Annotated in this window: 21 protein-coding genes; 12 read left to right on the forward strand and 9 right to left on the reverse strand. The window is 65.9% G+C overall.

Translation table 11 applies throughout. The features are described from left to right. Nucleotides 1–39: 39 nt before the first annotated feature. Together O6W96_RS00395 and O6W96_RS00400 are read left to right on the forward strand one after the other, a co-directional pair. Nucleotides 40–825: a 3-hydroxybutyrate dehydrogenase gene (locus O6W96_RS00395; protein ID WP_353467744.1), complete on the forward strand. Its 786-nt coding sequence runs from the start codon at nucleotides 40–42 to the stop codon at nucleotides 823–825. An 86-nt stretch (nucleotides 826–911) separates the two neighbouring features. After that, on the forward strand, nucleotides 912–1547 hold the full coding sequence (locus O6W96_RS00400; protein WP_353467745.1) for a DUF4893 domain-containing protein: 636 nt from the start codon (nucleotides 912–914) through the stop codon (nucleotides 1545–1547). On the opposite strand, the gene O6W96_RS00405 is transcribed toward O6W96_RS00400, so the two are convergent. From O6W96_RS00405 to O6W96_RS00415, 3 genes are all read right to left on the reverse strand, one after another. Further along, on the reverse strand, nucleotides 1493–2176 hold the full coding sequence (locus O6W96_RS00405; RefSeq protein WP_353467746.1) for a hypothetical protein: 684 nt from the start codon (nucleotides 2174–2176) through the stop codon (nucleotides 1493–1495). The genes O6W96_RS00400 and O6W96_RS00405 overlap by 55 nt on opposite strands. Before the next feature lie 56 nt (nucleotides 2177–2232). Further along, nucleotides 2233–3219 carry a cation diffusion facilitator family transporter gene (locus tag O6W96_RS00410; protein WP_353467747.1) on the reverse strand — a complete coding sequence of 329 codons (987 nt, stop codon included), beginning with the start codon at nucleotides 3217–3219 and terminating at the stop codon, nucleotides 2233–2235. A 301-nt stretch (nucleotides 3220–3520) separates the two neighbouring features. Continuing rightward, complete coding sequence (locus O6W96_RS00415) at nucleotides 3521–3685, reverse strand: hypothetical protein (RefSeq protein ID WP_164913371.1); 165 nt, start codon at nucleotides 3683–3685, stop codon at nucleotides 3521–3523. Nucleotides 3686–3876: 191 nt separating this feature from the next. Here O6W96_RS00415 and O6W96_RS00420 point away from each other — a divergent pair, with 191 nt between their 5' ends. After that, the gene (locus O6W96_RS00420; protein ID WP_353467748.1) at nucleotides 3877–5259 is read left to right on the forward strand and encodes a helix-turn-helix domain-containing protein; all 1383 of its coding nucleotides are present in this window, start codon (nucleotides 3877–3879) and stop codon (nucleotides 5257–5259) included. Between the two features lie 149 nt (nucleotides 5260–5408). Here the strand turns inward: O6W96_RS00420 and O6W96_RS00425 are convergent, their stop codons facing one another. The 3 genes from O6W96_RS00425 to O6W96_RS00435 form a co-directional block, all read right to left on the reverse strand. After that, the gene (locus O6W96_RS00425) at nucleotides 5409–6356 is read right to left on the reverse strand and encodes an aldo/keto reductase (protein ID WP_353467749.1); all 948 of its coding nucleotides are present in this window, start codon (nucleotides 6354–6356) and stop codon (nucleotides 5409–5411) included. Continuing rightward, nucleotides 6353–6577 carry a hypothetical protein gene (locus O6W96_RS00430; protein WP_353467750.1) on the reverse strand — a complete coding sequence of 75 codons (225 nt, stop codon included), beginning with the start codon at nucleotides 6575–6577 and terminating at the stop codon, nucleotides 6353–6355. The genes O6W96_RS00425 and O6W96_RS00430 overlap by 4 nt, the downstream gene beginning before the upstream one ends. Nucleotides 6578–6667: 90 nt before the next feature. Then, nucleotides 6668–7039 carry a hypothetical protein gene (locus tag O6W96_RS00435; protein WP_353467751.1) on the reverse strand — a complete coding sequence of 124 codons (372 nt, stop codon included), beginning with the start codon at nucleotides 7037–7039 and terminating at the stop codon, nucleotides 6668–6670. A 192-nt stretch (nucleotides 7040–7231) separates the two neighbouring features. On the opposite strand from O6W96_RS00435, the gene O6W96_RS00440 reads away from it, so the two are divergent. The 4 genes from O6W96_RS00440 to metH all read left to right on the forward strand — a co-directional run bounded on the left by O6W96_RS00440 (nucleotide 7232) and on the right by metH (nucleotide 13123). After that, on the forward strand, nucleotides 7232–8185 hold the full coding sequence (locus O6W96_RS00440) for an ArsR/SmtB family transcription factor (RefSeq protein ID WP_353467752.1): 954 nt from the start codon (nucleotides 7232–7234) through the stop codon (nucleotides 8183–8185). After that, nucleotides 8182–9126: a methylenetetrahydrofolate reductase gene (metF, locus tag O6W96_RS00445; RefSeq protein WP_353467753.1), complete on the forward strand. Its 945-nt coding sequence runs from the start codon at nucleotides 8182–8184 to the stop codon at nucleotides 9124–9126. The genes O6W96_RS00440 and metF overlap by 4 nt, the downstream gene beginning before the upstream one ends. A gap of 129 nt (nucleotides 9127–9255) precedes the next feature. Next, nucleotides 9256–10314 carry a homocysteine S-methyltransferase family protein gene (locus O6W96_RS00450; protein ID WP_353467754.1) on the forward strand — a complete coding sequence of 353 codons (1059 nt, stop codon included), beginning with the start codon at nucleotides 9256–9258 and terminating at the stop codon, nucleotides 10312–10314. Nucleotides 10315–10441: 127 nt separating this feature from the next. Continuing rightward, on the forward strand, nucleotides 10442–13123 hold the full coding sequence (gene metH / locus O6W96_RS00455) for a methionine synthase (protein ID WP_353467755.1): 2682 nt from the start codon (nucleotides 10442–10444) through the stop codon (nucleotides 13121–13123). A gap of 150 nt (nucleotides 13124–13273) precedes the next feature. Here the strand turns inward: metH and O6W96_RS00460 are convergent, their stop codons facing one another. After that, complete coding sequence (locus tag O6W96_RS00460; RefSeq protein ID WP_353467756.1) at nucleotides 13274–14734, reverse strand: aldehyde dehydrogenase family protein; 1461 nt, start codon at nucleotides 14732–14734, stop codon at nucleotides 13274–13276. Nucleotides 14735–14840: 106 nt separating this feature from the next. On the opposite strand from O6W96_RS00460, the gene O6W96_RS00465 reads away from it, so the two are divergent. The 3 genes from O6W96_RS00465 (at nucleotide 14841) to O6W96_RS00475 (ending at nucleotide 17956) form a co-directional block, all read left to right on the forward strand. Next, entirely contained in the window at nucleotides 14841–15815 is a 975-nt protein-coding gene (locus tag O6W96_RS00465) for a quinone oxidoreductase family protein (protein WP_353467757.1), read from the forward strand. Nucleotides 15816–15938: 123 nt separating this feature from the next. Next, nucleotides 15939–16619 (forward strand): response regulator transcription factor, encoded by a 681-nt coding sequence (locus tag O6W96_RS00470; protein ID WP_353467758.1) that lies wholly within the window; start codon nucleotides 15939–15941, stop codon nucleotides 16617–16619. Then, on the forward strand, nucleotides 16616–17956 hold the full coding sequence (locus tag O6W96_RS00475; RefSeq protein WP_353467759.1) for a sensor histidine kinase: 1341 nt from the start codon (nucleotides 16616–16618) through the stop codon (nucleotides 17954–17956). Before O6W96_RS00470 ends, O6W96_RS00475 begins: the two co-directional genes overlap by 4 nt. Nucleotides 17957–18019: 63 nt before the next feature. Here the strand turns inward: O6W96_RS00475 and O6W96_RS00480 are convergent, their stop codons facing one another. Then, a complete protein-coding gene (locus O6W96_RS00480; protein ID WP_353467760.1) occupies nucleotides 18020–20608 on the reverse strand; it encodes a TonB-dependent receptor in 2589 nt (862 codons plus the stop codon). 260 nt (nucleotides 20609–20868) lie between these two features. Here O6W96_RS00480 and O6W96_RS00485 point away from each other — a divergent pair, with 260 nt between their 5' ends. Both O6W96_RS00485 and O6W96_RS00490 read left to right on the forward strand, forming a co-directional pair. Continuing rightward, nucleotides 20869–23937 (forward strand): TonB-dependent receptor, encoded by a 3069-nt coding sequence (locus tag O6W96_RS00485; protein ID WP_353467761.1) that lies wholly within the window; start codon nucleotides 20869–20871, stop codon nucleotides 23935–23937. Continuing rightward, on the forward strand, nucleotides 23937–24959 hold the full coding sequence (locus tag O6W96_RS00490) for a phytase (protein ID WP_353467762.1): 1023 nt from the start codon (nucleotides 23937–23939) through the stop codon (nucleotides 24957–24959). Before O6W96_RS00485 ends, O6W96_RS00490 begins: the two co-directional genes overlap by 1 nt. A 3-nt stretch (nucleotides 24960–24962) precedes the next feature. Here O6W96_RS00490 and O6W96_RS00495 read toward each other — a convergent pair whose 3' ends face one another. Further along, a complete protein-coding gene (locus tag O6W96_RS00495; RefSeq protein ID WP_353467763.1) occupies nucleotides 24963–26300 on the reverse strand; it encodes an ABC1 kinase family protein in 1338 nt (445 codons plus the stop codon). Between the last annotated feature and the right edge of the window lie 215 nt (nucleotides 26301–26515).

The following is a 26515-nucleotide window of genomic DNA, read 5'->3' on the forward strand; positions in this document are numbered from 1 at the left end:
AGCCGCGCTGCTTGCGGCGCGATAGCGTGAGGAGTGTGCATGTTCCTGAAGGGCAAGACCGCGGTCATCACCGGATCCACGTCGGGAATCGGACTCGCCTACGCAAAGGCATTCGCCGCCGAGGGCGCCGCGGTAATACTCAATGGCTTCGGCGACGCTGACGCGATCGAACGCGAGCGGGCGGCGTTGGCGGCAATAAGCGGTACGGTCGCACTCCACGACGCCGCCGACATGACCAAGCCAGACCAGATCGCCGCAATGGTCGCCCGCGCCGCGGCCGAGACCGGCAGCGTCGACATCGTCGTCAACAACGCCGGCATCCAGCATGTCGCCGGGATCGCCGACTTCCCGATCGACAAGTTCGACGCGATCATCGCGATCAACCTGTCCTCGGCCTGGCACATGATGCGCGCCGCGGTGCCGCACATGCGCGCCAAGGGCTGGGGGCGGATCATCTCGACCGCGTCCGCGCACTCGCTGGTCGCAAGCCCGAACAAGTCCGCCTACGTCATGGCCAAGCACGCGATCGCCGGGCTCACCAAGACGATCGCGCTGGAGACCGCGACCGACGGCATCACCGTCAATTGCATCTCTCCCGGCTATGTCTGGACGCCGCTGGTCGAGAACCAGATTCCCGACACGATGGCGGCGCGGGGGCTGACGCGCGATCAGGTGATGAACGATGTCCTGCTGGCCGCTCAGCCGACCAAGGAATTCGTCACGCCCGAGCAGGTCGCCGCCTTTGCGCTGTTCCTCTGCCGCGACGAATCCAAGGCGATCACCGGCGCCAACCTGTCGATGGATGGCGGCTGGACGGCGGCGTGAGCCATCGGGTCGCCTTCAACCCGAAAACCATTGCAGTTCAAGATGATACGGACGTAGCTTTGCGGAAGCCAACGGGACACGAGACGATGCGAACCTGGGTCGGCGCTGCCGCGTGCGTGATAACCATGGCCTGTGCATCGACCTTCGCCTGTGCCGGAGGTGCAGAGGCCGAGAGCGCGCAGTCCAGTCTGGACTGGCGCCGGGTGGCCACGCCTGCGGATCGCACACGGCTTCGCAACTGGCGCGGTGCCTGGATCGATGCCCTCGCGCAAGTCGATCCAAACGAGGTTGCGAGCGATCCGGTGCTGTTCAACCCCGACCTTTCGCTGATCGACCCGCTGCCGCCCGCGGGGCCGTATCGGTGCCGCACGTACAAGCTCGGCGCTCGCGCGGGCATCGGCCCCACCTTCACGATCTCGGGCTGGTTCGCGTGCCGGATCGGCACCCGGGAGGACGATGGCGAACGCGTGGTCAGCCTCGTCAAGCTCGACGGATCGCAGCGGCCGGTCGGCTCGGTCTTCGCCGACACCAACGCGCGGGCGGTCTTTCTCGGGACGATGGAGCTTGGCGACGAGACGCGACCGATGCGCTACGGGCGCGACGCCAATCGCGACATGGCCGGCTTGATCGAACGGATCGGCACGCAGCGCTGGCGAGTCGTGCTGCCCTATCCGCGGTTCGAGTCGGTGCTGGACGTGGTGGAGCTTGTACCCGCACCGTGAACCGCGGATGGCGGCGCATCGGTGCCGACCACCGTCGTCGAATGCGTGTCGGTGGCTTGCGCCGATGAGATCGGCGGCAGGCTGGCGAGATACTCCTTCCCGTGCAGCCCTATCGTCGTGACACGACCAGGATTCTCAGCCTGGATCGCCTTCAGGTAGGATCGCGGCTTCTTCATCAGCTTTGGCTGATCCAGTCCGATCAGTCCGACGATCCGGGCTGCTTCCTTCACGAACGTTACGCAATTGTGATCCGACAGGCGGTAGACGCTGTCTGGCTTACCCTCGCTCCAGGCTTCGACCAGCCGGAGTACGGCAACATATTGTGCATCGCTCATCATCACCGAGAATTGCGCATCGCTGCCCGCAACATAGCCCGGCCTGGCGATGTCCAGCTTGCCGGCGACCGGCCCCATCAGCAGCGCTGGGGAGACCGATTTCGCGGTGAAGCCGGCGTTGGTATCGACCGGTGCGCCGCCCGCATCGGATATCCCGCGCAACGTGAAGAACGCGTGTGGGAAGCTGTTCCCGAGTTCGTGGCTCCAGAAGGTGATGGTGACGGCAGCCTGGGCAGGGAGTGCGTATCCCAGGCACAGGCAGAGCAGGGCGATCAGCCGAAGTAGCGGTCTCATCCCTCGATATTATTTTGAAATATCAAGCCTTACCAGATAGATGAGACTGATTTTAATCAGTGTGACGTAGTAGATACACCATCAACGACCGGCGTTGCAGGGGCTTGAGCGAGCGTCGCGTTCTCGCGCTTTTCAGGCCGGATGTAGATCGAGGAGAGCGTCGGCACCGCCGCACGCAGCTCGGTTTCGATCGCCTCGATCAGCGTCTCGCCGTCGCCCATCGTCACCGAATCGTCGAAGTCGGCGCTGATGGCCGCGAAGATGCTCTCGGGCGCGGTGTGGATCGTGCGGACGTGGTTGACCGAGACGATCGCGGGATGCGCGGACACGATCTTGCGGATCGTCGCGATCACCGCCGGATCGGCACGCTCGCCGATCAGCAAGCCCTTCGATTCGCGCGCGAGCAACACCGCGACCAGCGCGAGGATCACGCCGATCGCGATCGAGGCGGCGCCGTCGATTCGCGGATCGTTGAACGCATGGCTCGCCCAGATGCCGATCCCGGCAATGACGAGACCCGCCAGCGCCGCGGAATCCTCGAACAGCACGATGAAACCGGCGGGGTCCTTCGACCGGTGGATCGCCTGCCACCAGCCCATGTCGCCCTTCGACTTCGAGAACTCCCGCACCGCGATCGTCCAGCTGCTGCCCTCGAGCGCGAACGAGATCGCGAGCACGACGTAGTTGATGGTCGGGCTGGTAAGCGGCTCGGGCTGCCGGATATGCCGCCAGCCTTCGAAGATCGATACGCCCGCGCCGATTGCGAAGATCAGGATCGCGACCACGAACGCCCAGAAATACAGCTCGCGACCATAGCCGAACGGGTGCGCCTCGTCGGCGGGGCGCTTGGCCTTTTTCTGGCCGTAGAGCAGCAGCACCTGGTTGCCGCTGTCGACCACCGAGTGGAAACCCTCGGTCAGCATCGACGACGATCCGGTCATCCCGGCCGCGACGAATTTCGCCACGCCGATCCCGAGATTGGCGGCGAGTGCGCCGTAGAGGACGATGTCGTCCTTGATGCGAGCGGTCAGTGTCTTGGCCATCCCGCCGTCCTACACGAGGGGGCGAGGTTGGAAAGGGCGGCCTTCGCAACGGGTTGAGGATGCTTAGTCCGGCGTGAGGTCGACGGTGCCCTGGTAGGCGGACGTACCCGGCACCCCCGCTCCGTCATCCTGACGAAAGTCAGGATCCAGAGCCACAAGCTCCAGCGCCCGTTACCCTGGATCCTGACGTTTGTCAGGATGACGAGCTTCGGAAGCACACCGTCCTTTTAAATAGGAATACCCGCCGATGGACGAGCCACCGGCGGGATCCTTTCCTCCCCAGGAAACTGTGTGAAGCGGTTTAGCCGAGCCGACCGAGGCGGTGATACAGCGCACTCATCCGCGTCAGCCGTTCGTCGTCGATCGAGGTCTTGCTGATCATCTCGCCGAGCACTTCCTTCATCAGCGCGAAATCGTTGGTCGAGAAGACGGCGCGGGCGCGGGGTTGTTCGGTGGTCGTCTGCATGGCTTGCCTCCTTCGATGATCGTCTTGTCTCTCTCTTTACACCGATCATGCGCCGAGAGAGGCGATGCACAGGCAATAGCGGTAGAGGCCGGCTAGTTGGAAGACGGTCCCGCGCCGCGGCAACGTCGCGGTGTCCGCCAAGCTTGTGCAGCTCGTGTCGTTCTGTAAATATCGTGACAGGAGGGTTTGCGATGGCGGAACGGAAATTGCTGGCTGGGCACGCGATCCGTCGCTTGCGGCGCGGGGCGGGGCTGACGCAGGCGGCGATGGCCGACATGCTCGCGATCAGCCCGAGCTATCTCAATCTTGTCGAGCGCAACCAGCGGCCGATCTCCGCGACGTTGCTGATCAAGCTCGCCGAGAGCTTCGACTTCGATCCGCGCTCGCTGGCGGCGGGCGAACCGGGCGGCGGCGCGGATGCGATCCGGCGACGGCTGGCCGACCCGATGTTCGCCGACCTCGAGATCGACCGCAACGAAGTCGAGGAGTGGCTCGCTAGCGCCCCCGGCGGTGCGGCGGCATTCGCACGCGTGTTCGATCGGATCGGCGGCGGCGCGGTGGCCGAAGCAGGTGACGATCCGGTCACGCTCGTCCGTCGCGAGATCGAGCGTTGGCGGAATCATTTCGCCGATCTCGATGCCGCGGCGGAAGCGTTGGCCGACGAATTGCGGCTCGGCGCAGGCGATCTCTACGGCGCGATCGCCGAGCGGCTGCGCGCGAAGCACGGCCTGACCATCCGCGTACTGCCCGCCGACGTGCTCCCAGACACGCTGCGCCGCCTCGACCTGCACGCGCGCCAGTTGCAGTTAAGCGAGATGCTCGACCCTGCCTCGCGCACGTTCGCGGTCGCGTTCCAGCTCGGCCAGATCGAGGCGAAGGCCGAGATCGATGCGCTGGCGAAAGGCGCCGGGTTCACCGATCGCGCCGCGGAACGCCTCTATCGCCGCCACCTTCTCGGCTATTTCGCCGCAGCGCTGATGATGCCCTATGCGCGATTCCTCCGTGGATGCGAGACGACGGGGTACGACATCGAACTGCTGCAACGCCGGTTCGGCGCGGGCTTCGAACAGGTCGCGCACCGGCTGACGACGTTGCAGCGCGTCGGCGCACGCGGCCTGCCGTTCTTCATGATCCGTATCGATCGGGCGGGGCAGGCGTCGAAGCGCTATCCCGGCGCCAGCGGTGCGGCGCTGGTGGAGGCGGACGGGCGCTGTCCGCTGTGGCGGCTACATCATGCGTTCGACCGACCGGGCAGCCTGATGGTGCAGCTGGTCGAACTGGAGGACGGCGCACGCTGGCTTACGATGGCGCGCACCGTGACGCCGCAGGGCAGCCGCTTTGGCGCAGTGCATGCCGAGTTCGCCATCGGTCTCGGCGTCGCGGCGGCGCAGGCGGGTGTGCTGGCGGCGGCGAGCGGCTTCGATCTGGCGGGGAGGGCAATGCCGATCGGGCTCGGCTGCCGCGCCTGTTTCCGCAACGATTGCCCGCAGCGTTCGGTCGCGCCGGCCGGCCGGGCGCTGCTGATCAACGAGCGGGAGCGAAAGACGTCCGCGCTGACGTTTGCGGGGGATTAAGGGGGGATCACCCTTTCAATCCTCCCCCGCCAGGGGGAGGTGTCGCCGAAGGTGACGGAGGGGGAGGCCACGGAACAGAGGTTGGCGCGTGCCGCCCCCTCCGTCTGGCAAGTGCCAGCCACCTCCCCCTGGCGGGGGAGGATTAAGGTTTAAGCGCCAGCGACCATCAGCGCGTCCAACTGGTCCTTCGACAGTTCCAGCGTGATCGCCGGCAGCAGGTCTTCGACCTGCTTCACGCTCGTGGCGCTCGCGATCGGTGCCGTAACGCCCGGCTGTGCGATCAGCCACGCCAGCGCAACCTGCGCGTGGGTCGCGCCAGTAGCTTCAACGACCGAGTCCATCGCATCGAGGACAGCCTTGCCGGTACCTTCGAGCAATTCTCCCATCCGACCGCCACGAACGCTCTGGCCCAGATCGTCCTTCGTCCGGTACTTGCCGGTGAGGAAACCCGAGGCGAGCCCGTAATAGGGCAGCACGCCGATGTTCTCGGTGACGCAGTAATCCTGCAATTCGCCTTCGAACTTGGTGCGGCTGACGAGATTATATTCGGGCTGGAGCACGTGATAGCGCGGCAGGTCCGAAGCCTTGGCAGCCTCGACCGCGGACTTCAGGCGCGCGGCGTGGAAGTTCGATGCACCGATCACGCGGACTTTGCCCGCGTCGACCAGCTTGCCGAACGCTTCGAGGACGGCTTCCTGCGTCAGCGAGTCGTCGTCCTGATGCGCGTAATACAGATCGATGCGATCGGTGCCGAGGCGCTTTAGCGAGGCTTCTGCAGCGGCTGTGATACGCGCGGGGGCAAGCTTCTCGCCGCCTTCGCCGGGAAGCATGCCGACCTTCGTCGCGATCAGCACGTCGTTGCGCTTGCCGCTGGCCTTCAGCCATTCGCCGATCATGCTCTCGGATTCGCCGCCCTGATGGCCATCGACCCACGCCGAATAGACGTCCGCGGTGTCGATCATCGTGCCACCGCCCGCGACGAACGCATCGAGCACGGCGAAGCTGGCGGCGCGGTCGGCAGTCCAGCCGAACACGTTGCCGCCGAGGACGAGCGGGGCGATCTTAAGATCGGTCGAGCCGAGGCGGCGGAGGGTCATCGGGTCTGATCGCTTTGATTCGAGGATTGGTCAGGGTCGTCAGGAGCGGCGGCGACCGCATTCAGGTCGACGCTGTTCGCATCGAGCATCGCGGCGGCTTCGTTCAACTGGTGCGCTTCGTCGGCGGTGATCGCGCCGGGTTCGCTCGCGGGCGAACACGCAGCGAGTACTGAGATAGCAAGCAACGCCCCCACCATCATGCCATCGTGCCAGCGAAGCATGGTGTTCTCCCGGAACGGTCGTCGTGATCCGAACCGGGAGTCCCCAGCGTTAGCTGGGGTGACGGAGAAGTGGGGGCGCCTTGGCAAGGCTTAGTCCTTGATCGCGTTGCCGGCGCGGGTCAGCGCGTTGCCGGTGGCGTCGGCGGCGCGGTCTGCACCGTTGCTGATTGCAGCACCCGTACGGTCTGCACCGGCTTCGATCCGGTCACCGGCGCGATCGGCCTTGGCGTCGAGATGATCGGTCGAGTTGTCGATGCGGGCACCGGCGTTGTCGAGCGAACGCTCGGCCGAACCCAGTGCGCGATCGCTGGCGGCGCTGACGTCGTCGACGGCATTGGCGGTCGTCGCGCTCGCATCGGCGGCGATCGCGTTGGCGGCCTGTGCGGTCTGGTCCTGCGCGTTGTTGCTGCAGGCTGCGAGGCCGGCGGTCAGGGCGAGGGCGGGGATCAGGAACTTCTTCATAGGTATCTACTCCCGTGGATGTCGTCTTGTGGACCGGGGAATGCCCAGCCCATAGCGCAATCGAACGCGGCCGAAGCGTTTCCGATCCGTCACGATCTCGCGCGATGCGATAAGTCGCGGGCGGATATGGTAATGTCGAAGAGCCGCACGCCTGCGTTGACCTCATATAAAGAATTCTTTATATGTCCTCGCATGACGATGGCGCTCGAAATCTTCCGTGCTTTGGCGGACGCGACCCGGTTGCGGATCCTCGCGCTGTTGCGGCGGATGGAGCTGTCGGTCGGCGAGCTCGCGCAGGTGCTCGGGCAGAGCCAGCCGCGCGTCTCGCGCCATGTGAAGATCCTGTGCGATGCCGGCCTTGCCGAGCGGCGCAAGGAAGGCAGCTGGGTGTTCGTCGCGCTCGGGTCTGCGGACGTGGTCGAGCCGGTCGCGGGCGCACTCGATGTCTGGGCGAAGGCCGAGCCGGATCACTGGGCGGTCGCGGATGCGGCGCGGCTTGCGGCGGTGCGCGCGGATCGGGCGGCGTCGGCAGCGGCATGGTTCGAGGGGCATGCCGACGAATGGGACGCGATCCGGTCGCTGCACGTCGCCGACAGCGAGGTCGAGGCGGCGATGGCAACCGTGCTCGGCGATGCGCTGGTCGGCACGCTGATCGATATCGGTACGGGCACCGGGCGGATGCTCGAACTGTTCGGCGGACGCGCGACGGTCGCGCTCGGGATCGATCGCAGTTCGGAGATGCTGCGTCTGGCGCGTGCCAAGCTGCACGACATGACGCACGCCGAACTGCGCCAGGCCGATCTGTACGCGTTGCCGATGGCAGATGCCGCAGCGGATGTCGCGATCCTGCATCATGTCCTGCATTTCGCGCAGCAACCCGGCGCGGCGGTGAGCGAGGCGGCGCGGGTGCTCGCGCCGGGCGGACGGTTGCTGATCGCCGACTTTGCGAGTCACGACCGCGAGGAACTGCGGTTGCGCGATGCGCACACGCGTCTCGGGTTCGCGGACGAGCAGATGGCCGCGTGGTTCGAGGCGGCGGGCTTGCAGACGGCGCGCGTGGAAACGCTCGAGGGCGGCGAGTTGACGGTAAAATTATGGCTCGGCCGGAAGATTGGCGCGAGTTTGCGTGAGGTGAAGGCGGCATGACGAACATTTCGATCCCCCAACTGGCCGAAGCGCGCCGCGCGCTCGAAGAACCGCTGTTCGCCGATCTTGCGGGTGATGTCGGTCTGAGCTTCGAATTCTTTCCGCCCAAGAGCGAGAAGATGGAGACGCAGCTCTGGGAGGCGATCCGCACGCTGGAGCCGCTCGGTCCCGATTTCGTCTCGGTGACGTATGGCGCGGGTGGCTCGACGCGCGAGCGGACGCATGCGACGGTGGCGCGGATCCAGCGCGAGACGTCGATGAACGCCGCTGCGCATCTGACCTGCGTCGAGGCGACCAAGGCCGAGATCGATCAGGTCGCCGAGGAATATTGGGCAGCGGGCGTGCGCCACATCGTCGCGCTCCGTGGCGACATGCCGACGCTGGGTCAGCCCTATCAGGCGCATCCGGGCGGATATGAGAATGCAGCGGCTCTGGTCGCTGGCTTGCGGAAACTGCACCCGTTTGAGATCTCGGTCGCGGCGTATCCCGAATGCCATCCGGAATCGGGCGGGCATGATGCGGATATCGACAATCTGAAGCGGAAGATCGATGCCGGTGCGACCCGCGCGATCACGCAGTTCTTCTTCTCGCCCGAGGCGTATTTCCGGTTTCGTGATCGCGTCGCAGCAGCCGGGATCACCGCGCAGATCTTGCCGGGGATCCTGCCGGTGTCGAACGTCGCGCAGACGCGGAAATTCGCGGGGCTCTGCGGCGCGGAGATTCCGGCGTGGATGGACCGGCTGTTCGAGGGGCTCGACGATCATCCCTCGGCGCGGCAACTCGTCGCGGCGACGATCGCGGCGGAGATGTGCCGGCGGCTGTATGCGGGCGGGGTGAAGGATTTCCACTTCTACACGCTCAACCGTGCGGAACTGGGCTACGCGATCTGCCACATGCTCGGTGTTCGCGCGAAGCCGGTCGACAAGGTCGCCGCGGCGTAACTTCTGCTCCCCTCCCGCTGGCGGGAGGGGCCGGGGGTGGGCTCGCGCTTGCCTCCAACGATATCGCCCGAGGATAGCGGGCGCCCACCCCCGACCCCTCCCGCTTGCGGGAGGGGAGGAGTTCAGTTGATGACACCACGTGAACGTTTCAACGCGGAAGCCGCCAAGCGCATCCTGATCACCGACGGCGCGTTCGGCACCGAGATCCAGAACTGGAAGCTCGACGAGGCCGCCTATGCAGGGTCGCTCGGCCTGTCGCACGACCAGAAGGGCAACAACGACATCCTGGCGATCACCAAGCCGGACGTGCCCGAGACGATCACGCGCGAATATCTCGAGGCGGGGTCGGACATCGTCTCGACCAACACCTTCAGCGCGAACGTCATCTCGCAGGCAGACTATGGCGCCGAACATCTGGTGCGCGAGATCAACGTCGAGTCCGCGCGGATCGCCCGCGCGCTCGCGACCGAATACGAGGCGAAGGACGGCCGTCCGCGCTTCGTCGCCGGCGCGATCGGGCCGACCAACAAGACGCTGTCGCTGTCGCCCGACGTCAACGATCCCGGCTATCGCGAGATCGACTTCGACTATCTCAAGGGCGTGTACCGCGAGCAGATCGACGCGTTGCTCGAAGGCGGCGAGGGGGTCGGGGTCGACTTCATCCTGATCGAGACGGTCTTCGATACGCTCAACGCCAAGGCGGGCATCATGGCGGCGATCGAGGCGGGCGACGCGCTCGGGCGCGACGTGCCGATCATGATGTCGATGACGCTGACCGATCTTTCGGGGCGCAACCTGTCGGGGCATACGGTCGAGGCGTTCTGGCATGCGGTGCGGCACGCCAAGCCGATCACGATCGGGCTGAACTGCTCGTTCGGTGCGGAGCAGCTGCGGCCGCATGTTAAGACGCTGTCGGCGATCGCCGATACGCTGATCATGGTCTACCCGAACGCGGGGCTTCCGAACGAACTCGGCGAGTATGACGAGCAGCCGGAGACGACGGCCGGGCTGGTCGGCGAGTGGGCGGTGGCCAAGCAGGTCAACGTGCTCGGCGGCTGCTGCGGCTCGACGCCGGCGCATATCAAGGCGATGGCGGATGGGGTGTGCGGGCTTGAGCCGCGGGTCGTGGCTCGGCCGGAAGTGCGGACCAAGCTCGCCGGTCTCGAACCATTCACGATGGCGGCTTAGGCCACCGCTCCCTCTCCCCGTCGGGGAGAGGGCCGGGGTGAGGGGCGCCACGAGCGCTACCGCCCGGAACTACCCCTCACCCCAACCCTCTCCCCGGAGGGGAGAGGGGGCTAGAAGAAGCGAACCGATGACCACCTCCTCCTCCACCTCCTTCGTCAACATCGGCGAGCGCACCAACGTCACCGGCTCGGCGCGCTTCAAGAAGCTGATCATGGCCGGCGACTATCCCGCCGCGGTCGAGGTCGCGCGCCAGCAGGTCGAGAGCGGCGCGCAGGTGCTCGACGTCAACATGGACGAGGGGCTGCTCGACGCGCATCACGCGATGACGACGTTCCTGAAGCTGATCGCCGCCGAGCCCGACATCGCGCGCATCCCGTTCATGGTCGACAGCTCGAAATGGAGCGTGATCGAGGCCGGGCTGAAGTGCGTCTCGGGCAAGCCGATCGTCAACTCGATCAGCATGAAGGAGGGCGAGGAGCAGTTCCTCGCCCAGGCGCGCAAGTGCATGGCGTACGGCGCGGCGGTCGTCGTGATGGCGTTCGACGAGGTCGGGCAGGCGGACACCAAGGATCGGAAAGTCGAGATCTGCGAGCGCGCGTACAAGCTGCTCGTCGGGATCGGCTTCCCGCCCGAGGACATCATCTTCGATCCCAATGTGTTCGCGGTCGCGACCGGGATCGAGGAGCACGACAATTACGGCGTCGACTTCATCGAGGCGTGTCGTGAGATCAAGGCGCGCTGCCCACACGTCCATATCTCGGGCGGGCTGTCGAACTTCAGCTTCTCGTTCCGCGGCAACGAACCCGTGCGCCGCGCGATGCACAGCGTGTTCCTGTACTATGCGATCCCCGCAGGCATGGACATGGCGATCGTCAACGCGGGTCAGCTCGACATCTACGACGACATCGATCCCGAACTGCGCCAGGCGGTCGAGGACGTCGTGCTCAACAAGGATCCCGAGGCCGGCGATCGCCTCGTCGCGCTCGCCGAACGTTACCGCGGCACCGACGTGGTGGCCGAGAAGGCGGCCGCGGAATGGCGCTCGCTGAGCGTCAACAAGCGGCTCGAATATGCGCTGGTCAAGGGCATCGATCTCCACGTCGTCGAGGATACCGAGGAAGCGCGGCTGATCATCGACGGCAACAACGGTCGCCCGATCGAGGTCATCGAAGGCCCGCTGATGGATGGCATGAACGTGGTCGGCGACCTGTTCGGATCGGGCAAGATGTTCCTGCCGCAGGTGGTCAAATCGGCGCGCGTGATGAAGAAGGCGGTCGCGCATCTGCTGCCGTATATCGAGGCGATGAAGGAGCCCGGCGCGCGCGGCAAGGGCAAGATCATCATGGCGACCGTCAAGGGCGACGTGCACGATATCGGCAAGAACATCGTCGGTGTGGTGCTCCAGTGCAACGGCTTCGACGTGGTCGATCTCGGTGTCATGGTGCCGTGGTCGAAGATTCTCGAATCCGCGAACGAGAATGATGCGGACATGATCGGGCTCAGCGGGCTGATCACGCCGTCGCTCGACGAGATGGTGACGGTTGCCGAGGAGATGAAGCGCGCCGGCATGACGATGCCGCTGTTGATCGGCGGCGCGACGACCTCGAAGGTGCACACCGCGCTCCGGATCGCGCCGGCCTATGATGGCCCGGTGGTGCATGTGCTCGATGCGAGTCGCGCGGTGGGTGTCGCGTCGACCTTGGTGTCGGACACGATCCGCGACGAATTCGTGACGAAGACTGCGGACGAATATGAGGCTGTACGGATCTCGCGCGCGAACAAGGGGCAGAGCGAGCTTTTGCCGCTGGAAACCGCCCGCGCGCGCGGGTTCGTGGCGGACTTTGCGATGAAGCCGCCTGCGCCGGTGAAGCCGGGCGTGCATGTGTTCGCGGACTGGGATCTGTCGGATCTGCGCGACTATATCGACTGGACGCCGTTCTTCCGCGCGTGGGAACTGGCGGGGAATTTTCCCGCGATCCTGACCGACGAGGTGGTCGGCGAGAGCGCGAGTTCGCTGTATGCGGATGCACAGGCGATGCTCGATACGATCGTCGCGGAGAAGTGGCTGACCCCGCGCGGGGTCGTGGGGCTGTGGCGGGCGCGCCGCGAGGGTGATGACGTGGTCGTCACAAACGTCCGTCATCCTGACGAAAGTCAGGACCCAGAGTTACGGGACGCGGCGTTTGGGGCTCTGGGTCCTGACTTTCGTCAGGATGACGTGCGGCTCCCCATGCTCCGCCAGCAGATCGCCAAGCGCGAGGGCCGCGCGAACATGTGCCTCGCGGACTTCGTCGACACCCAAGACGACTGGTTCGGCGGCTTCGCTGTCGGCATCCACGGCATTGACGACCACATCGCCCGCTTCAAGGCGGACAACGACGATTACAACGACATCCTTTTGAAGGCGCTCGCCGACCGCTTCGCCGAAGCGTTCGCCGAACGCCTCCATAAGCACGTCCGCACTGACCTGTGGGGCTATGCGCCCGACGAACAGCTCACCAACGAAGCGATGATCAAGGAGCAGTATCGCGGCATCCGCCCGGCGCCGGGGTATCCCGCGTGCCCGGACCACAGCCTCAAGCCGATTCTGTTCGACCTGCTCGACGCGCCGACCGCGACCGGCCTCGAACTGACCGAGAGCTTCGCGATGTTCCCGACCGCCGCGGTGTCGGGCTTCTATTTCGGCCACCCGCAGGCCGAGTATTTCGGCGTCGCCCGCGTTGGCCGAGACCAGCTGGAGGATTACGCCACGCGACGCGGCGCCGACCTGAAGACCGCCGAACGCTGGCTTCGTCCAAACCTCGACTAGGTTGGCTCACCCGTCACCCCGTCCGTAATCCTGATGAACGTCAGGATCCAGGGTTACGACAGGCACCCGTAGTGGCTCTGGGTCCTGACCTCCTCAGGATGACGGGGGGCGCGTGCCTGCCGAGCCCCCCACCAGAAGCTGGCGTAATCCTTAAGCGCCCGCTTCAGCAGGCTTTCCTTGGCGGGTGTCACCCGGAAGGCCGGTGATCGTCTTCACCTCCATGAAGTCGGTCAGCCCGTACCGTCCGTTCTCACGACCATTGCCCGACTGCTTGTACCCGCCGAACGGCGCACCGATGTCCGGGCTCCATGAGTTGATCGTCACCAGCCCCGCGCGCAACTTCGGTGCGACCTTCGCCGCCGCCGCCGGATCGCCCGAGATCGTTGCCGACAGCCCGTATTCGGTCGCGTTGGCGATGCGGATGCCCTCATCCTGATCGGCATACGACGTGATCGTCGCGACCGGGCCGAACGTCTCCTCCTGCGCGATCCGCATGTCCGGCCGCACGTCGGCGAACAACGTCGGCTGAATGTAATACCCCGCATTACGCCCGTCCGGCCGACCCACGCCGCCGGTCACCAAGGTTGCGCCTTCGTCTATCGCCGACTGGATGAGCCCCTGGATCTTGTCGAACTGCGCCTTGTTGACGACCGGGCCGATGTGCTGGCCCATCTCGGCAGGATCGCCGACCTTGGTTTGCTCCATCATCGACTTCACGATCGCGGTCGCTTCCGCGACCTGGCTCGCATGCACTAGTAGTCGGGTCGGCGCGATGCAGCTCTGCCCCGAATTGGCGAGTACGCCCGCCACTGTCGGCGGCAGGACGGTCGCCAGGTCGGAGCCTTCGAGCACGAGGTTCGCCGCCTTGCCGCCAAGCTCCTGATGCACCCGCTTCACGGTCGGCGCGGCCGCCAAAGCGACCGCGATGCCCGCCCGCGTCGAGCCGGTGAAGCTCACCATGTCGACGTCGCGGTGCGCGCACAGCGCCGCGCCGACGCCCGGACCGTCGCCGTTGACGAGGTTGAACACACCTGCCGGCACGCCAGCCGCGTCCATGATCTCCGCAAGGATCACCGCACAGGACGGCGCTTCCTCGGACGGCTTCAGGATCATCGTGTCGCCCGCGGCGAGGGCAGGGGCAACCTTCGCGCAGATCTGGTTCAGCGGCCAGTTCCACGGCGTGATCATCGCGACGACGCCGAGCGGCTCGTGCACGACGGTCGCCTTGCCGATGGTCTCGGAGAATTCGAACGCCGCCAGCGCCTTCGCGGTCGCCGAGAAATGCGCCAGCCCGGTGGGGGCTTGCGCCATCGAAGCGAGCGCCATCGGTGCGCCCATTTCCTGCGACATCGCCTTCGCCAGATCGGGCATCCGCGCCTTGTACTCGGTCATGATCCGGCCAAGCACGTCGAGGCGCTCCTGCACGCTCGTCTGGCTCCAGCTCTCGAACGCGGAACGGGCGGCCGCGACCGCCTTGTCGACGTCGGCGGCGGTGCCTAGCGTGATCTCCGTGCACGGCTGCTCGGTCGACGGGTCGATCACCTGATAGACGGTGCCGCCCTCGCTCTCGACCCAAGCGCCGTCAATATACTGCTTCAAATAGCTTTTCATCGTGCCTCTCCGCATCTTGTCTTGGCAAGGAATGGGCTCGCCGGAGATCGGTTGCAACCCGAAACGCATGCCGTAGGTTGACGACAAAACGCATCAGGAGGCCGGCATGGCGAGAGTGGCATTCATCGAGAAGACCGGCGGCCCCGAGGTCATCCAGTGGCGCGACGTCGAACTGCCGCCGCCGGGCAAGGGCGAGGTGTGGATGCGCAACACCGCGGTCGGGCTGAACTACATCGACACGTACCACCGCAGCGGCGTGTACCCGATCGACCTGCCCTCGGGCCTCGGCAGCGAGGCGGCGGGTGTTGTCATGGCGGTCGGCGAGGGCGTGACCGATTTCGCGCCCGGCGACCGCGTCGGCACCTTCGGCCCGTCCCGCGGTGCCTATGCTACCGAGCGCAACCTGCCTGCGAACCAGCTGTTCAAGCTCCCCGACACGCTCGACGACCGCACCGCCGCGGCGATCCTGCTCAAGGGCACCACCGCCGAGTTCCTGGTCGAGCGCTGTGCCAGTGTGCAGGCGGGGCAGACCGTCCTCGTCCACGCGGCCGCCGGCGGAGTCGGCCACATCCTCGTCGGCTGGCTGAAGGCGATCGGCGCGACCGTTATCGCCAGCGTCGGCAGCGAGGACAAAGCGGCGCGGACGCGGAAAGCCGGCGCCGATCACGTCATCCTCCACAAGTCGGAAGATATCGCCGCACGAGTTCGCGAGATCACCGACGGCAAGGGCGTGCCGATCGTTCTCGACGGCGTCGGCGGCGCGACCTGGGCGGCGTCGCTCGACAGCGCGGCGCGTCGCGGCCTGATCGTCAGCTACGGCAATGCCGGCGGCGTGGTCGACGGGGTCAACATCGGCGTCCTCGCGCGCAAGGGATCCCTGTTCGTCACCCGCCCGACGCTGTTCGATTACTACGTCACACCGGAGGAGCGGCAGGCGGGCATTGCTCGGCTGTTCGCGATGCTCGACAGCGGGGCGGTCTCGCCTGAGATCGGAAGGACTTTCCCGCTGGAGGAGGCCGCCGACGCGCATCGCGCGATCGAGGCGGGTAAGACGTCGGGGAGCACGATCCTGCTGCCCTAACGAGAGACGCATGCGGCGCTGATTCCAGAAAACGACGTGCGTTGGCGCGGCTGCCTTGGCGGCAAGGCGCTTGTACGCGCGACGATCCGCGATAGGACTGGTTCGTGCCCGAGTGAGACCGTGATGAGCCTGAATATACTGCTGGTCGAGGATGACGTCGTGGTCGCGCAGGCGATGGCCGAGGAACTGCGCGGGTTCGACCACGTCGTGACGGTCGCACCCGATGGCCGCGACGCGCTGGCCGCGGTCGACAGCCAGGCGTTCGATGCAGTGATCTTGGACCGTATGCTGCCCAAGATCGACGGCATCTGCGTGTTGGAACGGCTCCGGAGCGCGAACATCACGATGCCGGTGATCATGCTCAGCGCGCTGGGGCGCTCGGTCGAGAAGGTCGAAGGGCTCGAGGCCGGCGCCGACGACTATGTGGTCAAGCCGATCGCGGCGGTCGAGTTGAACGCGCGGCTGCTTGCCCTGTTGCGGGGGCGCGGCTGGACCGGCGCCGCCGGCGACACGATCCACGCGGGCGATATCGTTGTCAGTCCGACCAAGTTCCGCGCTTGGCGGAACGGGACCGCGATCGAACTCGGCAAGCTCGAGTTCAAGCTGCTCAGCGAGTTCGTCGCCAACGCCGATGCGGTGCTGACCCGGGCGATGCTGGTCGAGCGGGTCTGGGGGTACGACTTCGCGCCGACCACCAATATCGTCGACGTCTATGTCCGCCACCTGCGCGTGAAACTGACCGCGGCCGGCGGCGACGATCCCATCCGCACGGTGCGCGGCGTCGGGTATATGCTGCGCGGATGACGCGGTTGCGGTCGCTGCGTGCGCTGACGCTGGCGTTCCTGATCGCGTTTCTCGTTGCGACGCTCGGTACTGGTTTCGCGATCTATTCGGTGACGCTCAGGACGATCGAGCGGCTGGTCGACCGCCGCATTCTCATGGTGAACGACGAAATCGGTGGCCTGTCCGGCGATCGGCGACCTGCCGATATCGTTCGTCGGATCGACGCGGCCATGCGGCAACGCGACACCGGCGATATCGGCTTCCTGCTGCTCGACGCGGACGGCCACAGCCTTGCCGGCAACATCAGGCTGCCCCGCCGGCTGCAAATGGGCTTTTCCACGCTGCACGGGCGCGATCGGATCATCGGCCTGTCCGCCGGGCGCGCGCTGGTTCGCGACGTCGGTGGCGGCATGACGCTGACGACGGTCGCCGAGACCGAACCGTTCGACGATTACGGTACCGCGCGGATCGGCATCTACCTGATCGGGTTCGGGTCGATCCTGCTGATCGTCGTCTGCGGACTGTCGGTCTTCGTCGTCACCATCAGCCGGCGGATCGGTGAGACGCGGCGGACCGTCGATGCGATCATCGACGGCGACATGACGCGCCGCGTGCCGGTCGACCGATCGGGCGGCGAGTTCGCGCAACAGGCGATCGCGTTCAACCGCATGCTCGATCGAATATCCGATCTGATGGCGAGCATTAGCAACGTATCCAACGACATAGCGCATGATCTTCGCACGCCGCTGGCACGTCTGCGAAGCCAGCTTGCCTTGTCCCGGCGACGGGCGGAGAGCGAGACGCAACGCGACGACCTCGACGCGGCGATCGCGATGAGCGACGAACTGCTCGCGATGTTCGCGGCGATGCTGCGGATCGCCGAGGTCGAGGGGGGCGACCGTCGCGCGGCGTTCGCGCCGCTTGATCTGGCGGCGCTGGCCGACGAGATCGCGACGATGATGCAGCCGGTGGTCGCCGATAGTGGCCGGACGCTGGTGTTCGACGCCGCCGTCCCAGCCGAGATCGTGGGCGATCGGCACCTGCTCGGCCAGATGCTCGTGAACCTGATCGAGAACGGGATCCGCCACACGCCGGTCGGCACGCAGATCGCGATACAGGTCGGCGCGACCGCCGCCGTGGTGACGCTGGTCGTGACCGATGCCGGCCCCGGCATTCCGGCGGATCAGCGTACGCTGGCGTTGCGGCGTTTCGGACGGCTCGACGCCAGCCGCCACGATGAAGGGCACGGCCTCGGCCTGCCCCTGATCCAGGCGATCGTCCGGCTTCACCGCGGCACGATTGCACTGGAAGATGCTGCACCCGGGCTGCGCGTCGTCATCACCCTGCCTGTGCGCTGAAACGAACAAACCCGAACAGGCGTGTCGCCTGCTCGGGTTCGTCGTTGCCGATGGTCGGATCGATCAGAACTTGACCGACACGTCCATTCCGTAGGTGCGCGGCGCGTTGAAGTTGCCGTAATCGCCCAGCACGTTGCCGATCGGGCCCGCGGTCAGGCTGCTGGTGGGTGCACCCGGCAGGCTGTTCGAGGGATCGCGACGGAAGACATACTGCTTGTCGAACACGTTGCGCGCCCACACCGAGAAGGTCACGTTGGAGGCCGATCCGACCTGTACGTCCGCCAGCGCGATCCGGCCGTTGACCAGGAACGACGCGTCCGCCTTGGTGGCGAACTGGTCGAACGCCTGTGTCGCCTGCGAATAGTTGCCGTCGAGGTGGAACTTCACCTTGGTGTCGCCGCCGCCGACGGGGATTGCATAGTCGATCGATCCGCTGGCCGCGTTGCGCGGTGTGAACGGAATATAGAACTGCTGCAGCACCGTCGAGGTGTTGGCGCCCACCGTGAAGCTGACCGGAACCGGCGGTATCTTGGTGTAGGTATAGGCATAGGACGCGTTGAGCGTCAGGCCTTCGACCGGCGCGACCGTCAGGTCCGCCTCGATGCCGCGGATCTTGGTGATGCCCGGTGCATTGACGACGCGCAGGACGTTGACGTTGGCGCTGTTCGCAAAGGTGATGAAGCTGACGTCTTCCTGGCTGTTCTTCCGGTCCATGATGTAGCCGGCAAGGTTCAAGCGCGCCCGATGCTGCCAGAAATCCGCCTTCAGGCCGACTTCGTACGACTTCAGATCCTCGGGCTCGAACGCGAGATAGTTCGGCGTCCGCGAGCTGGCGCCACCGGCGCGATAGCCGGTCGAGTATTTCGCATAGACATGCGTGTCGTCGTTCAGGTCATAGGCCAGCGTGACCATCGGATTGAACCGGTTCCAGGTCTTGTCCAGCGGGGTGTAGCCGTTGGCCGCAAGCTGTGCCGGGGTGGCGGTGTCGTAGTTCAGGTTGTTGAAATAGTGCAGGACGCCGCGCTTCTTGTCCTTGGTATAGCGACCGCCGACGGTCAGGTGCAGCACGTCGGTCGCGTTCCACGTCGCCTGGGCGTAGGCGGCATAGCTCTTCGACCAGACTTCCGAGGCGCGATCGATCGAGCAGCCGTTGACTGCGTTGCCGGCGAAGGCAGGCGTGTTGCCGGTGCAGAACGGGATCGACACGATGTTCGCGCCGGTCACGACGCCGTTGGCCGTCGTCGCCACCGCGCCGAGCGAACTCGGCGTCGCGGCATCATCGCTGACATGCTCGTTGAAGTAATAGAGACCCGCGACGTAGTCGACGGAGTCGATCGTGCCGACCGCCTGGAATTCCTGGCTGAACTGGCGCTGGCGCAGGTCGGCGAGGCTGTAGCGGCTGAACGCGCACGGTGCGGCTGCGGTGCAGTTGGCGGTCAGGTTGACCAGCGGCGGGCGATGCGCACCGCCGCTATTGTCATACTGCTCCACGTCGACGCCGCGCCATGCGGTGATCGAACGCAGCTCGAGCTCGGAGCCGAGGTTCCACTTCAGCGAATTGGTGAAGCCGTGCGTCTTGTCGACGCTGACCTGCTGCGGCACGCCGATATCGGCAGTCTTCATGCGGCTGTCGCCGTTGACGACCACGCCCGGCAGCAGCGCCTTGACCGGACCGCCGGTCAGAGAGGTGTAGTTGACGCTCGGCAGCACGCAGGTGGTGGACGCAGTGACCGCGCCGTTCGCGCAGCCATTGGGATTGTAGTTCAGCAGCTGGCTGTAGAACGGGGTGTTCTTGTCCTTGGCGACATCGTACGCGAAGTCGTTGGTGATGGTGCTGGTCGGCTGCCAGCGCACCGCGGCGCGGCCGCCCTTTCGATCGAAATAGTTGAAGCCGGCCGCATCCGCGAACGGGTTCTTCGTCGTCGCGTCCTGATGCTGCAGCACGCCGTCCAGCTTGACGCTGAAGCCGGCGAACTTGGGCAGGTCTAGGTGGAAGTCGCCGTTATAGCCGCCGTAATTGGCGATGCCGCCCTCGGCGCGGCCTTCGAGCTTGCCGCTGGGGGCGCGGCTGACGAGGCTGAGCGCGCCGCCTTCGGTGTTGCGGCCGAACAGCGTTCCCTGCGGACCCTTGAGGACTTCGACCCGCTCGATGTCGAACAGCGCGGCGTTCAGGCCGTGCTGGCGACCAAGATAGACGCCGTCGATATAGATACCGACGCCCTGCTCGCGCGCGGGCTGGTTGGCGTCGAGCGGCACGATCCCGCGGATGCCGATGGTGAGCGCGGACTGACGTGCTTCGAACGTGGCGATGCGCAGGCTGGGCACCGTACCGTCGGCGAGATCGTACAGGCTCTGGACGTGGCGGTCGGTCAGCGCGGCGGCGGTCAGCACGCTGATCGCGATCGGCGTCTTCTGCAGATTGGTCTCGCGCTTGGTCGCCGTGACGACGATCTCACCAAGGCCGGTCTGGTCTGCGGGTTCGGCAGCCGCGGGGGCCGGATCGATCGCGGGGTCTGCAGCAGCGGCAGCGGCAGCGGGCGCCGCATCCTTGACGGCGGTCGGCGCGGGGGCGGCGAGCACTGGCGACGCGATCGCGACCGTCAGGGCGGCGCCGGCCAGCAGCCGCAAGCGCAGGCTTGCTGAATTCAACATCGAGAGTTTCCCTTTTTCGGCAGTCTTTGCCTTGAAGGGCGCGATAGGCGGCGGTCGTGGCACGCCCGTTACGAATATAAGAATCGCATGTCCGGCTATTTTAATGTTGGTTTAATGTGCGGTCGCTCGCGCGCGCGTAAGGAACTTTGCCGATCGCGCTGTCACGCGCCTGTCATGCAAAAGTAACGTCGGTGCCATGCACGGCGGCTACCGCGCCTCCCAAGCCGGCTGAAGAAGTCGGGACCACCCGGGGGAATACCATGAAATCGAACCTGTCGACCCGCGTCCGCGGTCGCGTCCTTGCGCATGCGCTGCTCGCCGGCTGCGCGCTGACCTCGCTGACCGCCACCAGCGCCTATGCGCGGCCAGACGCCGCTGCTCCGATGGGCGCGCCGCGTGCGCCCGGCGCGATCACTGGCACCGTCTCTCAGGCAGGTAGCGGGGACTATCTCGATGGCGCGTCGGTCTCGATCCCGGCACTCGAACTGTCGACCGTGGTCGATCGTACCGGACGGTTCTCGCTGGTCGGCGTTCCCGCCGGCACGCACGAACTCGTGATCCGCTATGTCGGCTTCCCCGATGCACGCCGGACCGTGACTGTCGCCGATGCCGCCGTGACGCTCGACGTCGCGATGACCACCGAGGTCGGTTCGAACGCCGGCGAGGGCGACGAGATCGTCGTCTCCGGTTCGCGACCGATCGCGGAATCCGAAGCCGCCGCGCTCCAGATCCAGCGGACCAGCCCCTCGCTCGTCTCGGTCATCGCCTCGGACTCGATCGGTCGCTTGCCCGATCAGAACGTCGCACAGGCGGTCAGTCGTCTCCCCGGCGTCGGCGTCCAGCGCGATCAGGGCCAGGCGCGCTACATCACGCTGCGCGGCGCGCCGATCAACTGGACCACGCTCTCGATCGACGGCATCAACGTCGTCAGCCCCGAAGGCCGCGACGCCCGCTTCGATTCGATCCCGTCGGCGATCGCGTCGCAGATCATCGTGCGCAAGGCCGTCACCCCCGACATGACCGGCGAGACGATCGCGGGCAACGTCGACATCATCACGCGATCCGCGTTCGATTATCCGGGCATGAAGGTGCAGGCCAAGGGCGGCGTCGGTCATGTCGAACTCGGCAAGAAGACCGAATATGAGGGCTCGCTCGTCATCTCCGACCGGATCGATACCGGCATCGGCGAGTTCGGTATCGTCTCGTCCGCCAGCCTGTATCGTCGCGGCATGGTCACCGACAATTTCGAGACCGATTTCGAAGCGGTCAAGGAAGACAAGCGCCCCGGATACCAGACGCGCAACTGGGCGCGCGAAACGGAGAACAAGCTCTATCGGCTGACGCGGAAGAATTATTCGCTGTCGACCCGGCTCGACTGGCGGCCGGCGCCCGGTCACAAGCTGTTCGCGGAGACGATCTACTCGGCGTTCCAGGACGACGAACAGCGCAACAACTACATCTTCGATCTCGACGACCAGCAGACGCGGCTGCCCTCGAGTGCCGCTGGCTGTACCGTCAACGCACGGCCCGCGTCGGGCACGACGGGTTATGCCGACATCTGCACCGGCAATACGCCCTTGCTCGGCACCGTCTACGGCGTCGATCTCAACGCGAATTTCACCGTGCGCAAATACAAGCAGTCGGTGTTCACCAACACGGTCGGCGGCGATCACGAACTCGGCGCGTGGAACGTCAAATGGCGCGGTAACTTCACGCGCTCGATCGACGACCGAACGCAGCCGGCGCAGCTGAACTACGAAAGCCCCAGCTTCGCGAATGCCACAAGCCGGCTGACCGTTGGCTATGACCTGACGGACCCGCAGCTTGCCAAGGTCCAGCTGTTCCGCACGATTCGCAACGCAGACGGCACCTTCTCGCGCGGTGCGCAGGTGACCGCGATCGAGGATTTCCCGACGTCGCTGACCCGTCTCCGCTCGCTGAAGGCGCAGGACGTGACCGAGGCGTACACGGCCAAGCTCGATGTCAGCCGCGAGGCGTCGCTGTTCGGCGCGCAGACGGTGTTCACCGCCGGCGTCCGCTATGACGATCGCACCAAGACCGCGAACGAGGACCTGCTCGACATCAACAGTGCGGCGCAGTTTGCCGCCGCGGGGATCTCGACCAACTACTCGGCCATCGCCAAGCCCGGCGGGTTCCAGGGCGAGATCCCGCTTGGCTACACCTTCCAGTATTTCGACCGCGACACGGTGCTCGGGTTGGTCGACCAGGCGAAGACCGTCGGCAGTTATCTGCCGGTCGACGCGAACTATTATAGGGTCGGGGAGAGGGTCTATTCGGCCTACGCGATGGCCACGGTGACGACCAACTGGGGCAGCATCATCGGTGGCGCCCGCGTCGAGCATATCCGCAACGACGCGCATGCTTTCTCGATCAACGCCGCTGACAATAAGGCGACGCCGGTCGAAGCGAAATCGAGCCAGACGCTGGTGTATCCCAGCCTCCACCTCAACTGGGACGTCAACGATCGGATGAAGGCGAGGTTGTCGTTCAATACCGGCGCCGCCCGCCCCGATTACGATCAGCTGCGCCCGAACCTGACCTATAACGATGCCAACCTGACCGTGTCCGGCGGCAACCCCGACGCGAAGCCCGAAAAGGCCAAGGGCGTCGACGCCTATGTTGAATATTACACGATGCCGCGCGGCTTCCTGTCGATCGGTGCCTATTACAAGGACGTCACCAACGTCCTGTTCGACTCGGTGCAGACCTTTGGCAGCACGATCCTCAACAGCGGCAATACCGATCGCTCGCAATATCAGTTCTCGACCGTCCTGAACGGCGGCAAGGGCTACATCATGGGCATCGAGGGCGCGATCCAGCAGCAGCTCGATCCGTTCACCGCCGATCTCGGTCTGCCGGACTGGATGGGCGGCTTCGGCATCCAGCTCAACGCTACGATCAACAAGAGCCGCGCCGACACGCCAGGCACGGATAATATCCCGTCGCGGAAGGTACGGCTGCCTGGCGCGTCGGACGCGATCTACAACCTGATCGCCTATTACGAGAAATACGGCTTCTCCGCCCGCGTTTCGTACCAGAACCGCTCGGCATGGCTCGATGCGATCGGATCGGTCGCTAAGGTCGGCGACACCGTCCGAGGCGTCGATGGCGGCGATTTCTACTGGGCCAAGGACAACGAGCTCGACGCTTCCGTCCGCTATGCCATCAACGGCAACATCGAGATCTACGGCGATTTCGCCAACCTGCTGAACGGGCCGGGCCGTCGCTATGTCGGATCGTCGGCCTACACGATCGAGCATGAGACGTTCGGCCGCCGCTACACCGGCGGCGTGCGGGTGACGTTCTGATGCGCGCGCTTCCCTTTGCCGCGTTGCTGCTCGCGGGATGTGCAACGACCTCGACCCCGGTGGCGGTCGAGGCGCCGACAGTCGCGGCGACCGCTGAGACCGACCCGGTCGACACCGCCGCCGATGCCGCGGACGATCCCGCGATCTGGCGCAACGCTGCCGATCCGGCGAAGAGCCTCGTCATCGGCACCGACAAGAAGGCCGGCATCCACGTCTACAGCCTGACAGGCAAGCGCCTCAGCTTCACCCCGGCCGCGCGACTCAACAACGTTGACCTGCGCGATCTTGGGACGCGCGTGATCGCCGCTGCCAGCGACCGGGCCGACATCGCTACCGCACATATCTCGCTGTTCACGCTCGACACGGCGGCGGCAAAGCTCGTGCCCCTCGGCCGCTTCCCGGTCGGTCCGGGCGAGGCCTACGGCATGTGCCTCTGGACCCGCGCGCGCGATCACGCGCTGTTCGGCTTCATTGTGCTGAAGGACGGCCGCATCGACCAGGTCGCGATCGACCTGTCCGGCGCATCGCCCAAAGTCACGACGGTCCGCTCGATGAAGCTCGGCACCCAGTCCGAAGGCTGCGTCGTCGACGACCGCACCGGGCTGCTCTACGTCGCCGAGGAAGATGTCGGCCTCTGGCGCTTCGACGCAGACCCATCCGCGCCGGTCACGGCAACCCCCATCGCCAAGGTCGACGGCAAGACGCTGGTCGCCGACGCGGAGGGGCTCGCGCTCGCCCCGTCGGGGAGGAACGGCGGCTACCTCGTCGTGTCGAGCCAGGGCGACAACGCCTACACGCTCTACAGCCTGCCGGGCGTCACCTACGCCGGCCGCTTCCAGATCGGCGGCGGCGCGATCGACGGGACGAGCGATACCGACGGGATCGAACTCATGCTCGGCAACTCCGGCGCTGCCTACCCCCAGGGCCTGTTCGTCGCACAGGACGGCGACAACGCGCCAGCCACGCAGAACTTCAAATACGTCAGCTGGGCGGGCGTAAAGCGGGCGCTGAAACTACGCTGATCCCTACGATGGCGCGCCGTCGCAATAGGCGGCGACCATAGTGCGGATGTCGACCCGCGCCTTCAGCCGCGCTGCAAGTAGGGCGGTACCGCTGATCTTGCGCTGGACGAACAGCGTGTCGATCGGCGGCAGGTGCCAGGTGTCGCGGTCGCGCGCGATCTCGGTACCCTGTTCGCGAAGGACACCGACGAACGTCCGGTCGCCGAAGTCGAACGGGCGGGGCTTGGCGAGTTCGGCAAGGATGACGTCGATCATCCGGTCGACCAGTTCGCGGTGCTGGAGCACGGCCGCCTCGCCGAGGAAGCCGGCGGCGATCGCGGCGTCGCGCACCGCGTCGCGGTCGCCGGCGAATGCCGCGGTGAGCAGGCGGCGATAGCCTTCGCCAGTTTCGGCAGGGAGGGGACGGGCGGCGCCGAAATCGAGCAGGACGAGCTTTTCCGTCTCGGGCTGCCAGCGGTAGTTGGCGAAGTTCGGATCGGTCTGCATCAGCCGCCAGTCGAACAGCTCGCGCAGCACGAGCGAGATCAGGTCGTGCATCACCCGGTCGCGGACGTCCTGCGGCGCCGTTTCCAGTGTCTCGACGGGCACGCCGGTGACGAAGCTCATCGCGAGAACGCGGGGTGTGGTCAGCTCGGAATAAAGCGCGGGCACGACGAACTGCGACTGGTCGGCAAGCAACTCGCCGTAGCGCGCGAGCATCTGCGCTTCGCGGAGGTAATCGGCCTCCTCGTGCAGCTGCTTCTTCGCCTCGTCGAGCAACGGCGCGATGTCGAGCGCCTTGGGGAGCATGCCTGATACGCGCAGCAGCGTCGCGACGTTGTCGACGTCCGCGTCGATGCTCTCCTTCACGCCCGGATACTGGACCTTGACCGCCAGTTCGGTGCCGTCGGGCAGGCGCGCGCGGTGGACCTGGCCGATCGAGGCGGCGGCGACGGGATGTGCCTGGAAATGCGCGAACCGGCGGCGCCAGTCCTTGCCCCATTCGGCGGCGAGCACGCGGTCGAGCTGCTGCGGCGGCATGTGGTTCGCGTTGTTGCGGAGGCGTGCGAGGATGGTGGCGAGTTCGGGCGGAAGCATGTCGCCCGCGTCCATCGAGATCATCTGCCCCAGCTTCATCGCGGCGCCGCGCAGGTGGGAAAGCTGGTCGGCGACGCGGGTGGCGTTGGCGGGGGTGAGGAGGAGGTCGCCGATCTTGGGGCGTTCGCCGTTGGCGAGGCGGCGCGCGCCTTCTGCGACGACTCCGCCGGCGACGCCGCCAGCGAGTTTACCGAAGACGCCAAGACGGGCGAGACGGCCGCTCGGGATCGCGCGTCCGGCGCTGTTGCCGCTGTCTTCGGTCACGGGTGTTCCTTGAGTTTTGGGGGCGGTGCGTCGCGATTGGGATATGGGTCGCGGAAGCAGTCGATCAATCGGGCCCAACGTGCGAAGTTAACCGAGGCTACCCCCTCTTGTTCTCCCGCGAAGGCGGGAGCCCAGTCTGGATCCCCGCCTTCGCGGGGAAACAAGCTTGGCACCGATGCACTTCGGCCTACACCCCATGGTCATCCCCGCGCAGG

Source organism: Sphingomonas faeni (assembly GCF_040407495.1).
Classification (GTDB): domain Bacteria; phylum Pseudomonadota; class Alphaproteobacteria; order Sphingomonadales; family Sphingomonadaceae; genus Sphingomonas; species Sphingomonas faeni_D.

Coding starts and splice junctions, on each gene's coding strand:
- O6W96_RS00485 (WP_353467761.1), top strand. CDS start 20,869: ATGAAATCGAACCTGTCGACCCGCGTCCGCGGTCGCGTCCTTGCGCAT.
- O6W96_RS00410 (WP_353467747.1), bottom strand. CDS start 3,219: ATGGCCAAGACACTGACCGCTCGCATCAAGGACGACATCGTCCTCTAC.
- O6W96_RS00470 (WP_353467758.1), top strand. CDS start 15,939: ATGAGCCTGAATATACTGCTGGTCGAGGATGACGTCGTGGTCGCGCAG.
- O6W96_RS00450 (WP_353467754.1), top strand. CDS start 9,256: ATGACACCACGTGAACGTTTCAACGCGGAAGCCGCCAAGCGCATCCTG.
- O6W96_RS00425 (WP_353467749.1), bottom strand. CDS start 6,356: ATGACCCTCCGCCGCCTCGGCTCGACCGATCTTAAGATCGCCCCGCTC.
- metF (WP_353467753.1), top strand. CDS start 8,182: ATGACGAACATTTCGATCCCCCAACTGGCCGAAGCGCGCCGCGCGCTC.
- O6W96_RS00415 (WP_164913371.1), bottom strand. CDS start 3,685: ATGCAGACGACCACCGAACAACCCCGCGCCCGCGCCGTCTTCTCGACC.
- O6W96_RS00395 (WP_353467744.1), top strand. CDS start 40: ATGTTCCTGAAGGGCAAGACCGCGGTCATCACCGGATCCACGTCGGGA.
- O6W96_RS00480 (WP_353467760.1), bottom strand. CDS start 20,608: ATGTTGAATTCAGCAAGCCTGCGCTTGCGGCTGCTGGCCGGCGCCGCC.
- O6W96_RS00435 (WP_353467751.1), bottom strand. CDS start 7,039: ATGAAGAAGTTCCTGATCCCCGCCCTCGCCCTGACCGCCGGCCTCGCA.
- O6W96_RS00400 (WP_353467745.1), top strand. CDS start 912: ATGCGAACCTGGGTCGGCGCTGCCGCGTGCGTGATAACCATGGCCTGT.
- O6W96_RS00460 (WP_353467756.1), bottom strand. CDS start 14,734: ATGAAAAGCTATTTGAAGCAGTATATTGACGGCGCTTGGGTCGAGAGC.
- metH (WP_353467755.1), top strand. CDS start 10,442: ATGACCACCTCCTCCTCCACCTCCTTCGTCAACATCGGCGAGCGCACC.
- O6W96_RS00430 (WP_353467750.1), bottom strand. CDS start 6,577: ATGCTTCGCTGGCACGATGGCATGATGGTGGGGGCGTTGCTTGCTATC.
- O6W96_RS00440 (WP_353467752.1), top strand. CDS start 7,232: ATGACGATGGCGCTCGAAATCTTCCGTGCTTTGGCGGACGCGACCCGG.
- O6W96_RS00490 (WP_353467762.1), top strand. CDS start 23,937: ATGCGCGCGCTTCCCTTTGCCGCGTTGCTGCTCGCGGGATGTGCAACG.
- O6W96_RS00475 (WP_353467759.1), top strand. CDS start 16,616: ATGACGCGGTTGCGGTCGCTGCGTGCGCTGACGCTGGCGTTCCTGATC.
- O6W96_RS00405 (WP_353467746.1), bottom strand. CDS start 2,176: ATGAGACCGCTACTTCGGCTGATCGCCCTGCTCTGCCTGTGCCTGGGA.
- O6W96_RS00465 (WP_353467757.1), top strand. CDS start 14,841: ATGGCGAGAGTGGCATTCATCGAGAAGACCGGCGGCCCCGAGGTCATC.
- O6W96_RS00420 (WP_353467748.1), top strand. CDS start 3,877: ATGGCGGAACGGAAATTGCTGGCTGGGCACGCGATCCGTCGCTTGCGG.